This is a genomic window from Spirosoma utsteinense, from assembly GCF_014282275.1.
GTDB classification, from domain to species: Bacteria; Bacteroidota; Bacteroidia; order Cytophagales; family Spirosomataceae; genus Spirosoma; species Spirosoma utsteinense.
Genome location: NZ_VFIA01000011.1, coordinates 184,702 through 196,173 on the forward strand (window position 1 = coordinate 184,702; position 11,472 = coordinate 196,173).

General features: G+C 52.2%; 13 protein-coding genes. All 13 read right to left on the bottom strand.

Translation table 11 applies throughout. The features are described 5' to 3' along the window. Positions 1–35 precede the first annotated feature (35 nt). The 13 genes from FH603_RS11185 to FH603_RS11245 all read right to left on the bottom strand — a co-directional run bounded on the left by FH603_RS11185 (position 36) and on the right by FH603_RS11245 (position 11,167). The gene (locus FH603_RS11185) at positions 36–578 is read right to left on the bottom strand and encodes a cupin domain-containing protein (protein ID WP_186737576.1); all 543 of its coding nucleotides are present in this window, start codon (positions 576–578) and stop codon (positions 36–38) included. An 89-nt stretch (positions 579–667) separates the two neighbouring features. Then, positions 668–1,948, bottom strand: coding sequence for an agmatine deiminase family protein (locus FH603_RS11190; RefSeq protein WP_186737577.1), 1,281 nt, complete (start codon positions 1,946–1,948; stop codon positions 668–670). 183 nt (positions 1,949–2,131) lie between these two features. Next, positions 2,132–2,875, bottom strand: coding sequence for a CPBP family intramembrane glutamic endopeptidase (locus FH603_RS11195; protein ID WP_186737578.1), 744 nt, complete (start codon positions 2,873–2,875; stop codon positions 2,132–2,134). 5 nt (positions 2,876–2,880) lie between these two features. After that, positions 2,881–3,378, bottom strand: a complete 498-nt coding sequence (locus tag FH603_RS11200) for a GNAT family N-acetyltransferase (RefSeq protein WP_186737579.1) — start codon at positions 3,376–3,378, stop codon at positions 2,881–2,883. A 9-nt stretch (positions 3,379–3,387) separates the two neighbouring features. Further along, positions 3,388–4,353 (bottom strand): cytochrome-c peroxidase, encoded by a 966-nt coding sequence (locus FH603_RS11205; RefSeq protein WP_186737580.1) that lies wholly within the window; start codon positions 4,351–4,353, stop codon positions 3,388–3,390. After that, positions 4,350–4,730, bottom strand: coding sequence for a hypothetical protein (locus tag FH603_RS11210; RefSeq protein ID WP_186737581.1), 381 nt, complete (start codon positions 4,728–4,730; stop codon positions 4,350–4,352). Before FH603_RS11210 ends, FH603_RS11205 begins: the two co-directional genes overlap by 4 nt. Before the next feature lie 34 nt (positions 4,731–4,764). Further along, positions 4,765–5,292, bottom strand: a complete 528-nt coding sequence (locus tag FH603_RS11215) for a cupin domain-containing protein (protein WP_186737582.1) — start codon at positions 5,290–5,292, stop codon at positions 4,765–4,767. A 45-nt stretch (positions 5,293–5,337) separates the two neighbouring features. Further along, on the bottom strand, positions 5,338–5,568 hold the full coding sequence (locus FH603_RS11220; RefSeq protein WP_186737583.1) for a hypothetical protein: 231 nt from the start codon (positions 5,566–5,568) through the stop codon (positions 5,338–5,340). Positions 5,569–5,612: 44 nt separating this feature from the next. Further along, on the bottom strand, positions 5,613–6,002 hold the full coding sequence (locus FH603_RS11225; protein WP_186737584.1) for a hypothetical protein: 390 nt from the start codon (positions 6,000–6,002) through the stop codon (positions 5,613–5,615). A gap of 144 nt (positions 6,003–6,146) precedes the next feature. Next, positions 6,147–6,974 carry a helix-turn-helix domain-containing protein gene (locus tag FH603_RS11230; RefSeq protein WP_186737585.1) on the bottom strand — a complete coding sequence of 276 codons (828 nt, stop codon included), beginning with the start codon at positions 6,972–6,974 and terminating at the stop codon, positions 6,147–6,149. A 94-nt stretch (positions 6,975–7,068) separates the two neighbouring features. Next, the gene (locus FH603_RS11235) at positions 7,069–7,602 is read right to left on the bottom strand and encodes a hypothetical protein (RefSeq protein WP_186737586.1); all 534 of its coding nucleotides are present in this window, start codon (positions 7,600–7,602) and stop codon (positions 7,069–7,071) included. Between the two features lie 170 nt (positions 7,603–7,772). Then, positions 7,773–10,739 (bottom strand): ATP-binding protein, encoded by a 2,967-nt coding sequence (locus tag FH603_RS11240; protein ID WP_186737587.1) that lies wholly within the window; start codon positions 10,737–10,739, stop codon positions 7,773–7,775. Positions 10,740–10,879: 140 nt separating this feature from the next. Next, positions 10,880–11,167, bottom strand: coding sequence for a hypothetical protein (locus tag FH603_RS11245; protein ID WP_186737588.1), 288 nt, complete (start codon positions 11,165–11,167; stop codon positions 10,880–10,882). Positions 11,168–11,472: the final 305 nt, after the last annotated feature.

Below are 11,472 nucleotides of genomic sequence, written 5' to 3' on the forward strand. Positions count from 1 at the left end.
CTAGGGCCCGTTTCACCGCTTTGTAGCGGTTGTTGTCACTCGACGGGCAGCGGTGGCCCTACAATTTCCATCCCATGGGCCCGGAAATGGGCTTGCGATTCCTCCGCGGTCGGACGACGCTGGCGCTTGCCCGACCCAATGAAGAAGTCTTCCATCTGGCCAGCGGGTTGAAAGACAATAGTCAGTTTACCAACGCCTTCCGAAACATGGGCTAACGTATGAGGAACGCCCCGGGGACCCAGGATGCAATCGCCCGCTTTCAGCCGAAACGTCTCCTCGCCGATCCGGAACGCAAACTCGCCTTCCAGGATATGGAACCACTCGTCCACGGCATGGTGAACGTGAAGCGGTGGTCCGCCTTTTCCCGTGACCGTTGTTTCGAAAATGCACAGGTCCCCATTGGTGTCTTTCCCCGATAATTTCAGGAGATTGGGCTGGCCAGCCCCGAACGTTTCATTCACCCGGTTGTTTCCCGAGGCTACAAAAACAGCCTTCTTAGCCCGGTCGTCGGGAAATGTTGGCGCTTCCACGAGAAGGGGAGCTGCCAGACTTGATGTCAAAAATGCACGACGTTTCATAGCTACTTTAAGATAAAAATTTACTTTTAGTCAGTATGTTACGGATACTACAAAGCTAATTTCCATCGCTTTGTAGGCGTATTTCAGGATCACTTTGCCAAAACAGGCAGGGGTTGAGCGGCTGCTTTCCCGGTCGGCTGCTGCTGGGTGACGCAGTGCATTCCCCCGGACTCGTAGTTGAGCTTGATGGGATTAATCTGGACCACCTTCCGGCCCGGAAAGTGTTTTTGGAACAAGGCCAGTACCTCGGCATCCCGCTTTTTGCCCGCTTCCGACTCGCCCGGCTTCCAGTAAGCTGGTAGTAAAACCACCCCGTTGCTAATGACGTAATTCAGATAGCTGGCCGAGGGCACGATGTAGAGTACCGTGCCCGATTTGACGTTGGGACGCGCTCGCTTTACGTTTTTGTAGAACCGGTTGCTCTCCGTGACGACTCGCTTTAGATAATTGATGGACGGGAACGGCACTTTGACAATTGTAAAGGGCTTACCGTCCTGATCGGTGGCCTGTTGCAGAATTTTCAGGTTTTCGACCATTCGGTCGTGGGTGAGTCGCTTAACGGGGTCCGTACCAATTTCACCCTCATCTATCCAACCCAGCAGCATCGTGTTGCCATTGGCAAAGCGGCAGAACTCATCCACATGCCCCCCCGTGCCTCGGACACTGTACAGCACCGAATCCCCTAACAGCCCCAGTCGGTCGTCGTCGGCAGGACCTTTTTTTAGCCAAATTATCTTTTTCACCCCCAGTACCCGCTTCAAATCCTGCTCAATGGCCTCCTTCGACAAGTGTGGATTGCGTTGCAGGGTAACCGATTCGACCTGAAGCAGCGTGCCTTTGCCATTTACCTCCATTGCTCCCCCTTCCATAAAAACACTGGAGGTGATAATGGGCAGTTTCAGCCGCCGGGCGATGTCACGGTCGATGCCGTCGTGTTGGCGGGCCCGTTCGCTCAGGGAGTCGGGGTGCGCCCCATAGTTGCTGTACCGAAAATCAACGACGGCCAGCTGCCCTTCCGCGTTGCGAACAAATACGGGTCCCGGATCACGGTACCAGTAGTCGGTAGGGTCCTGCCGGATGATAGAGATTCGGCTGGTGTCGATACCAAGGGGAGTAAACCAGCCTTTTCCGTCCCGGAACAGGGTATCTTTTTCTAAAATTAGATTCACCCTGACGAACGGAGCCAGTGCCCGAATCATCTCGATGGTGACGCTATCAAATTGTTTCTGGGTCTCCTCGGTGCGCAGGCCCATCCAAACGGCGTCCTGGTGCTCCCATTCAGCGGGCATGGTGTACGTGGAGCGGGTCTGCGCCAGGCTCAGGGTCGAGACGAGCCAGCTAATCAGGGCAAGGACTAATGTTTTTGTCATGGGATGGAAGGTGTGTTTGAGTCAATACTTACCTCAGCGCAGCATCGGTAAACTTGCTTTTTAGTTATCACAATCGGTGCAGCCAGCCTGTTGATCGCCAGTTCCAGTGGTACTTTTTTGTCAAAACCCACAGCAGGATTAGGTAAGAAACCCAAATGCTCAGCACTGACACCCAGTCGAACGTTAAGTGATGGGTGCTAAAACAGACGGAGCGGGAAAGCTGTCGGACGGGGAATTCACGATCAACATACTGAAGATGTTGTTGGCGGTGTGAATGCCGGTGCTGACCTCTACCCCGTTATCGAGCAACGTAGTTACTATCAGCAGCAAACCGAAGCTACAGAAGTAAGTCATCGACACCGCTTCGTCACCTTCAATTTTACCCCAGTGAGGGCCCGTGAACAACAGGATCGTGATCGCTGCCGCAATGGGTATGTTTTTGGTGGCTAGGCCGAAAGCCTGGAGAATGTATCCCCGGTATAGTGCTTCCTCGGCCAACACCTGCAACGTAATAAAAACTAAACCAAAGAGGAGGGCCGGTATAAACTGAATCCATTTCAGACTGAGGTAATAGTTAGCCGGATCGATCAAATAATTTAACCCTTCAAATGCCGTGCACAAGCCCAGCATCACGCCAAAAGCAAATAGCATACGCTTCCAGCGAAACCGGGGAGATGCCGTAAGCACAGTTAATATGGGACGTTGGTGAATAGACCTGACAACCAATAGTAGTACGGGTAATGCCGAAGCCCGGTAGAGGAAGTTTGCGTAGTAATCGACAATGTCGGCTGGTAATGCTACCCGCCTTAGGTGGCTGAGGAATAGGTGAAATAATACGGGTAAATGCAGAAGGCTAATGAGCAGACCGATCCCGTAGCGCCACCAGTGGTTTTTGCCGGTTTTAGCTTTGTCGATGAATGGATGCATAGTTGTCATCTTAGCAGGCTGTAATAGATAACGGCTTCGTCGGTAACCAAATGCGTCAGTCCCAAACGCTCCATTACCCGCACCGACGCCCGGTTGGGTACGTCGGTAGCCGCAATAATCTCCGTAAAGCCCACCGTTTCAAACCCATAGTCAAGCATAATACGAGCGGCTTCGGTGGCTAAACCCTGGCCCCACCAGGCCGGTAAAAGCCCATATATGAGTTGCAACGGGTGAGGCAGGTGCTCGAAATACCAGTAGCCGCAAAAGCCAATAACGGACCGTTGACCCGTTTCCCGAATGGCCCATAAGCCGTAGCTAAGGTCCCTGAACATAACGACGCTCCTGTTGACCACATCAGCCGTCCAGGCCTCTTCTACAAGCAAGTCATCCAGCAAGTAGCGCCGGACGTCCGGGTCGGTGAACAAAGCCTGCAGTTCGGGCAGGTCTGCTACGTCAACAGGCATCAGCGTTAGCCGATTGGTCTGGAGGATAAACGGGGGCATAAGTATCGGCTACGTTTTAGGGCCAGATTTAGCTTTCACCATAAACCGTTTGTCGGTCAGCGACCGCAGGAAAGCTTCCAGGTCCATTTTTTCCTGCCTCGTTAAACCCAGCGGTTTGGCTAACAGCGGATCTCGATTAATGGCGTTGGGCACTACCTTGTCGGGGTCATCGTAATAGTCAATGACCTGAGTCAGCGTTTTGAACATCCCGTTGTGCATGTAAGGTGCCGTCAGGGCCACATTGCGCAGGGGACCAATTTTGAACTTGCCCAGATCACCAGCCCGTTTGGTAATGGCAGCTCGGCCACTGTCGGCCAGTGTTTTCCCATTGAACAAGCCGATGTTGCGGAACTCCGAACTATTAAAGTTGGCCCCGAAATGACATTGCACACAGTTCGCTTTGCCGTTGAACAGGGCAAAGCCCCGCTTGGCTGACTCACTCACAGCGGCTTCGTTATCGTTCATCCGCCAATCGTCCACGGGCGATTCATTGGTTTCCAGCGTCTGCTGGAACATAGCAAGGGCCTGGGCCAGATTGGTTTTGGACGGTAATTCTCCAAATACCTGCCGAAAGGAAGCCCGATACGTCCGGCTGGTGTTGAGTCGTTTGACGGCTACCTCAATAGGCAGATCCATCTCGTCGGGGTTGGCGATGGGAATCAGGGCCTGTTCTTCAAGCGTATTGGCTCGTCCGTCCCAAAAGAAACTGTTCTGCAACAGCACATTCATGGCCGAGGGGGTGTTGCGTTTTCCTTTACGACCCAGCACGCCCAGACTGAGTACCGACGTGTCGGCAAAGGCGAACTCCTCCCGGTGGCAGGTGGCGCAACTTACCGTCCGGTTGCGCGACAGAATGGGGTCGAAAAACAGGCGCTTTCCTAAGGCCGCTTTAGCAGCTGGTTCGTCGATCACGAACGAAGACCCGACCAGCACAAAGGCAATGATTACCGTCAGAAAACAGAGGTAGGTTTTCATGGCTTAACGGTAGTAACCCGACCAAGCGCCAGAGTGGGTACCGTCTCCCGGCGGTCCCGGCAGGTATCCAAAATCGCGGTGAACCGAACCGAATCAGGTACTAAAAACTGCAATCTATAGGTACCGAAGTAAGTCGGGTCACACTTACCGTCGGTGACCCCAATTGTATCCTGGTGGACATAATAGCGTCCCGTTAAATATGACTTCCCATTGACGAACCCGTCGTAGGTACCGTCGGGCCGGAAGTTGAACAGTAGGGTTACCCCATTAATCTGTTGCTGCCAGCGCCCCACAAGCGGGTTTGCCGGATCCATGGATAAAGACGATAAGGCCAGTATTATAAGAAGGCCAACCGGGATGATAAATGCTTTTTTCATTATCGTAAATGGTTGATTAGATAGCTTACGTAAATCAACGCTTCACTGGCGACGGGCCAAGCACTTCTAAGTCTAAATTTGGAACGAGGACCATCACCTTTTTCATAAACTCAGTGGTGCCGGGCTTCGTGGTTTTCAGCACTTCAGCCCGCCCTTCCATAAAGCCCTCAAAGCCAGCCGATGGCGCCATTGTGAACAGAAAGCGTACGGGCTCAGGGTCTAAATTTCCTTGGGCATGGGGCGTCCCTTTAGGAATGAAAATAGAAGAACCGGCCCCCAGTCGGTGCGTTTTACCCTGTATATGCACAGTCATATAGCCGGACAGTACGTAAATGGATTCGTCAAACGTATTGTGCCGGTGGAGGGAAGTCATATAATTCATGTGTTCCATCACTTCACCCATGGCATAGGTTCCCTGGGTGACTTTACCCCGAATTAATGCCCGAAATGTGCCGCTATCCGTGACCAGTGTGTCGGGTCGGTCGCCCGGTTTAATGAGTTGACCAAAAGTGAAGTTGCTACCGAGCACAGTCAATACGATACAAAGAATGAGGGTTTTCATTGTTGACTGGTATACGTGATAACTTACTACTGAAAACGTGGCTGTTCACTTTGCACCGTCCGATTTAATCTTTCCTGGAGTGCCCTTGTTTGTCCCTCCTCTTCGTCCGCCACAAGTATCCTGAATGACGGTCCACCGTACCGAGTCCTGAGCAAAAAAGCTCATTTTGTAGGTGCCAGAGTATTTCAGGTTGCAGCTTCCACCCAAAATACCCACGGTGTCCTGCCGAACGTAATACCTCCCACTGCTGAAGGCTTTGCCGTTGGCTTTTTTCATGATGGGTGTGTCTGTGGGTTTAACTCATTTTTGCAATACCTCCTTCAGGGTTTGGCTTTACTAGCCCGGTCTGGACTGACCCGGCCAACGCTGAAGTTGTGCAGATCTCCGTTACGCCCCTTGCAGGTATCGGCAATGGTGTTGAAGCGGACCGAATCGGGGGCATAAAAGCCCATTTTGTAGGTACCGTAGTAAGCCAGGTTGCAACTGACGTCTGCCATCCCCATAGTATCCTTTCGGACGAAATACGTTCCGTGGGTAAACGCTTTGCCGTTGATAAACACATCGAATGTACTGTCGGCTCGAAAAACAAACAGCGCAGTAGCTCCTTTGTACAGATGTTGCCAGCGTCCGACTAATGGATTAGGCGGAGCAATGAACGATAGGGTGGCCAGGGCAATCAGGCAAATACTAAAGGGGATTCGTTGTTTCATAACCGTATCAGGTTGATTAGTTGGAGCGTGTGAACTACCCGGTGAGTGAAGCAACTGGCAATAGCTACACTGATTTGCAAATTTCCCTCGGGCTTTGGCAGCAGGATTGGAAAAAACGGCCATTTTAGCCCGATCGCTCAAAGACTACCCGTAGAGAATATCGTGCAGGCCTGCCGACACTTGCTCGTAAAGTCGGGGCGATGTACCCGTAAAGTAGTTGAACTCGTTAATTAAGTGCGCCTGATCGTAGTACCCGTTCAGCGTGACCAAATCCTGCCAGTTGGGCCGGGACTGCTGCTTCAGCCAGCGACGGGTATGCATGAACCGCTGCATCCGTAGGAAATACTTGGGCGAAACACCCACCACCTGCGTGAACCGTCGGCGAAATGTCCGTTCGGAGCTATTCAGAGTATAAGCTAACTGATTCAAGCTGATCTGACCAGGTTGGTGCTGCATCAATGCAACAGCTGCTTCGATTCGCCCGTCCGTTTGCCACTGCTTGATCCGGTTAGCACGGGCCAGTCGCCGGAGCAGAAACCCCTCCAGCAGGGCGAACCGCTGGGGTGTCGTGCGGGCTTCGCGCATTTGATCCGTTAGTGCCCGTATACCGCTGGTGATCATAGCCGTAAGGTCAACACTCTGCTCGCTGAGTTCCTGAACCGGCAGTTGCCATAAGGCCTGCAGGCCGGTGGGCGTAAAATCAACAACAATGCCCAGCGTTGGCCCATTGAAGTATTTGGTCATGGGTATGCCAAAAAGTCCAAATACGGTACTTTCACAGACTTCCAGTTGTTGCTGTGCCTGTGAGTAGCACTGAAACGGACTTTCCAGACAGAATACAAAGTGAGAGTGGCCGGTACAGCCAAAGGGAACAGCGATGGTTACGTCGAGCGGTAAGTCATGCTTAATTTCCCAGTAAGAAGCCACGTAGGGCGCTAAGGCCGGGCAGGGGACGTGTTGGATAACGTGCATGATGGACCAGTTTCAGGGGTTGAGTAGATGGATAAAGCTAACCTACTATTTTGTCAGCGAAAATCGGATAAGATTTGATAATGAGCTCATTATACTACTGCGTGACCAGATCAGCGTTCGATACGCTAGGTCGCTTATTTACTGACCGTAGGAAACAGACCGCCATGAAAATGACGACGCCAATTTCCACGAAGAAGGCCGTTTTACGAATCCAGTCGGTTTGCCATAAGCGCGCCATCAGGGCCGGGCTGAAGTGCCCCTGATCGAACTGCTGCTCGATAGGCACCTGAAATAGAATCGTCGAGGCCCAGGCCGTCAGCGCACAGGTCAGCGCTACCCAAAGCGTCCATTTCGGTACGCTCGCTGGCCGGTTGAAGAATAGTGCCAATAAGGCTATGTTGCCCAGTAAGATGGGTAGTACCAGAAACAGGAGTACGTTGTGGCTAGTGGCTTGATGCCAGCGGGCAAACTGCGCTGGACTCACATATTGGCCCAGATCGGCGTAGCTGAGGTATTCAACAAACTCGTTCATCATGCCCGCCCCGAAGCAGTAGAACGTCAGCAGAAGGTAGGCCAGAAAGACCCGGTAAGGCGTTACCCGGTAAGGTGAATTCGACGTAGTTTCCATGTTGTGAGTAAGAAGAGGTACTGCCCGGGTTAGGACTGGTGAACCGATACTACAAAGGAAAACAAGCCACTCATAAGCGGCTTTCGCGTACGTTGCAAATGCGTTCGAAAACGTTGCAATAGCTGCATTTTAGTAAATTTTAAAGCCCTTTTGTGGCCTTGCGGAGGGCATCAGGATACAGAAGTGTCTACGTTCTTTTTGACCTCGCTGGGTGCGTAGCCGAAGTGCCGGGAGAAACTAGTGGAAAAGCTGGCTGGGTTTCCAAACCCGACCATGTAAGCCACTTCGGATACGGTAGCTACGTTGCGGGTCAGCAAGTCCAGGGCGCGTTGTAGCCGGACAACGCGGATCAGATCACCGGGCGATTGATTAACGAGTGCTTTGAGTTTGCGGTGGAGTTGGGTACGACTAACGCCTATATCGTCGCTCAGCTGATCGACACTGAAGCTTTCGTCGTCCAGCCGGGCGTCGATGGCTGTCCGCACCCGGTCCAGGAAGGCTTGTTCTAGGGAAGGTAAAGTAATTCCCTTGTCCCAGAGATTATCCCGGCTAAAGCGCTCCCGAAGCTGCTGACGACTGGTAATTAAGTTCGCGATCTGAGCCAGTAGCTCCCGCTGGTGAAACGGCTTGGCCAGGTAACTATCCGCCCCCGTTTGCAGGCCCTCAACCCGACTGTCGAGGTCGGCTTTAGCCGTTAGCATCACAATGGGAATGTGGCTGGTGCGCTCATCCTGTTTGAGGGCCTGACAAACCTGATAGCCATCCAGTTTTGGCATCATCAGATCGGTGATGATTAAGTCGGGTACCCATTCCTGAGCGAGCTGAACACCTTCCTCCCCATTGACGGCTTCGCGAATCCGGTACTGATCGCTGGGCGAAATGCCGCCCAGCGACGAGCGGATAAAGGCCCTCACCTCGTTATTATCTTCTATCAGCAGCAGTTCGGGGGCATCGGCGGCTTGGGGTGATGGAGGAAGCGGGGTCGATATGGTCGTTACTGCACTATACGAAGCAGGTAAGACCGGCGGTAGGGCATCCTGAACGGGCTGCTCCTGACGGATGGGTAGCCGGACGGTAACGGTCGTGCCAACGCTTTCGATACTTTCGATTTGAATGCTGCCGCTGTGGAGTTCTACCAGTTCTTTGGTCAAGGCCAATCCGATGCCGAAACCTTCCTGCTCGCGCGTGTTAGACGCATCGACCTGGTAGAAGTGGTCAAACACGTACGGTAGTTTGGTGGCCGGAATACCAACGCCCGTGTCCTGAACGACCAGCTGAACCCAGGGTTCCTGCCTGACGACCTCATGCGTTAGGCGAACGAACACATCGCCCCCGGATGGCGTGAACTTAATGGCATTGGAGAACAGATTGTAGAGGATCTTTTCGAGCTTGTCCCGGTCTATGTCCATTATCAGCGTATCGCAATCAGCTTTAACCTGAAGCGCGATTTGTTTCTGATGGGCTAGTGACTCAAAGGAAAGCAGAGTGCCCTTCACCAAACCCACCATATCGTCGGATCTAGGGGTTAATTGTGTTTTGCCGGCTTCTAACTTGCTCAGATCGAGCAGTTGGTTGATAAGCTGCAGCAACCGCAGGGCATTTCGTTGCAAAAGACCAACCTGCTGTTTGGTTTTGGGTTCTCCCGTTTCGGCGAGCACCTGTTCAGCCGGGCCAAGCATTAAGGTCAGCGGGGTGCGGAATTCGTGAGCCAGGTTGGTAAAAAAGCGGGATTTGATGGCGTCCATCTCCCGGAGTTTGTCGGCTTGCTGCTGAATCTTCTCGGTTCGCTCCTGTACCGTTTGCTCGAGGACTACATTTTGCTCGGCTACCAGTTTTAGCTTTTCAGCTGACAGTTCACTGACCTGTTGAAGCTGAGTGGCCAGGCTAATATTTGTCCGGGCAAAGTCCTTGGCCAGATACAACGACGTGCAAAGTGGCAACGACAAAAATCCGAACGCAATCGTTATGCTTGACCCATACGGATGATTATACCAAAGGGCGGCAAACACACTGTTAAGGGCAAGACTCGCGGCAATAATCGTGATCAGCATGCCTACGCCGATGAGCCAGACGTACGGCTGTTGGCGGTACATAGCCAGGCTAATGACCCGAAATACTTCCAGTATGGAAACATTCATGAAACACCAGAAGAGAAGGTTTGTATCAAAGCCCGGAAACAATACGCTTGTGGGCAGGAACAGAAACGCAATACTACCGAAAAGCCATACCTGCCGGGGTTGCCTGGAGTAACAGATGGAGTAGGTAAACACAACCATCAGGAAGGGAATGGCTACGTTGCCGGAGTAAAACAACCAAAACAGGACGCGCTGCGTATCTGGATTGGTGACGATATTGTCGAAAAAAACGCAGACGGAGCATACTGCAAAACAGAGCAAACAAAGGCTGTAGTACAAATTAGACTTGCGCGCCGGATAAAACAGGAACAGAAATAAGTGCAGTAGAGCAAATAAGCCGGGGCCAGCGGCCGGAATCAGGTTGAGCGCGTTAGCCCGGGATCGATACAGCAAGCCTGTAGTCATTTTGTCCTGAGTTCCAATCCAGGCCAGAAACCCCTGTCCAAGCCGCACTTTCCGGGTAAGGTATTGATGAAATACCGACAGGCGAACGGCCAGTACGTGCGGACCGGGGTGATTCACCTGAAAGGCAACGAGCTCATTATCGGGTATATAAGTCGTTTCGGTAGCCAGCGAATGACCAACTTTGCCAAACCCACCAATGCGTCGGCCATCCAGATAAATATCAGATGCCCCCATGTGAGCGATACGAAGCGCCAGTGGTTGTCCAGCCAAGGCCGAATCAAGCGTAAAGTGGAGCCGGAACCAGCCGATGCCCTGCCAGCCGGGTGGCGTATTACCCACACTATTACCCGTTTTGAACCAGTGCCAAGAGTGATCATCCAGCGATGGATCTACCCAGGCCAGATTGTCCCCAGCGTGAAACTGCCACGGCCGGGGGTACAGAAAATACCCCGGAAGGCCTTTATGCAGGCTATCCGTCGTTAGGTGCAGTGTCGTTTGCTGGGCCGGGGCCGCGCTCGTTGATAGCATAAACCAGCAAAGCAGGCTTACTAAAAACGGAGACCCTATCGGAAAAGAACCTGCCTGACGGTCGTTCATACGGGCACAAGGAAAGAAACCAGAAGCCGGTTGTTGATTGACAATCAGTGAATATAGTCATTTGTCTGTCTATAATTAGGTAAGCGTTTAGTGATCGGTCAGGAGAATGCATTCTATTTATTAAAAACCTGGCTTGCGTCTTAGCCCCCTGTTAACTGGACAGATTTTTTGAAAAGGTTGTGGCGTAAACTACCTGCGCTTCTTCCCATTTTTGCTGGGGTGTTACGAAGCCAATCGAACGGTTTAGCCGGTGCTGCCGGGGTGCCGGTGCGATTGTAATGGGAAAATAACGCCCTAGCATTTCTTTCGCGGCTTCGGCCGGCCGATTCATAATAGCTATCAACTACATTGCGCTCAATCACATCATGCTCTAGAATGCTGTGGAAAGCTTCAATGTACGAGTTCTCCTCAGGGGTAGCAACGTGCATAAATTCCTGCTTGATCTCTGAGATTTTTTTAAAAGTTACGCACGGAATGGGCTATGAACTGGCCGCCGTTATCATTGCGCAAAATGACCCCTTTCAGTTCATGACCCTAGTTTATTCGTCGGAAAAGAGACTGCTTGCTGAACTGTGTCAGGCCTGAGGGTGAATAGAAGGGAAAAAGAAAAATCCTTATGGCTCCGGCCTTTAGGTTTGTGGTGTGGTAAGAATCCCAGATTTAAGTAGCTTACCCAAAAAGAAAACAGAGCGGGCTTCCCTATGGCATTCCGGCCAGGCTAACGACCAATGGG

What these genes read in the sequence shown, in the direction of transcription:
- FH603_RS11225 (WP_186737584.1), bottom strand. Translation starts at nt 6,002, where the DNA reads ATGAAACAACGAATCCCCTTTAGTATTTGCCTGATTGCCCTGGCCACC.
- FH603_RS11190 (WP_186737577.1), bottom strand. Translation starts at nt 1,948, where the DNA reads ATGACAAAAACATTAGTCCTTGCCCTGATTAGCTGGCTCGTCTCGACC.
- FH603_RS11210 (WP_186737581.1), bottom strand. Translation starts at nt 4,730, where the DNA reads ATGAAAAAAGCATTTATCATCCCGGTTGGCCTTCTTATAATACTGGCC.
- FH603_RS11245 (WP_186737588.1), bottom strand. Translation starts at nt 11,167, where the DNA reads ATGCACGTTGCTACCCCTGAGGAGAACTCGTACATTGAAGCTTTCCAC.
- FH603_RS11220 (WP_186737583.1), bottom strand. Translation starts at nt 5,568, where the DNA reads ATGAAAAAAGCCAACGGCAAAGCCTTCAGCAGTGGGAGGTATTACGTT.
- FH603_RS11240 (WP_186737587.1), bottom strand. Translation starts at nt 10,739, where the DNA reads ATGAACGACCGTCAGGCAGGTTCTTTTCCGATAGGGTCTCCGTTTTTA.
- FH603_RS11185 (WP_186737576.1), bottom strand. Translation starts at nt 578, where the DNA reads ATGAAACGTCGTGCATTTTTGACATCAAGTCTGGCAGCTCCCCTTCTC.
- FH603_RS11200 (WP_186737579.1), bottom strand. Translation starts at nt 3,378, where the DNA reads ATGCCCCCGTTTATCCTCCAGACCAATCGGCTAACGCTGATGCCTGTT.
- FH603_RS11230 (WP_186737585.1), bottom strand. Translation starts at nt 6,974, where the DNA reads ATGCACGTTATCCAACACGTCCCCTGCCCGGCCTTAGCGCCCTACGTG.
- FH603_RS11235 (WP_186737586.1), bottom strand. Translation starts at nt 7,602, where the DNA reads ATGGAAACTACGTCGAATTCACCTTACCGGGTAACGCCTTACCGGGTC.
- FH603_RS11195 (WP_186737578.1), bottom strand. Translation starts at nt 2,875, where the DNA reads ATGCATCCATTCATCGACAAAGCTAAAACCGGCAAAAACCACTGGTGG.
- FH603_RS11215 (WP_186737582.1), bottom strand. Translation starts at nt 5,292, where the DNA reads ATGAAAACCCTCATTCTTTGTATCGTATTGACTGTGCTCGGTAGCAAC.
- FH603_RS11205 (WP_186737580.1), bottom strand. Translation starts at nt 4,353, where the DNA reads ATGAAAACCTACCTCTGTTTTCTGACGGTAATCATTGCCTTTGTGCTG.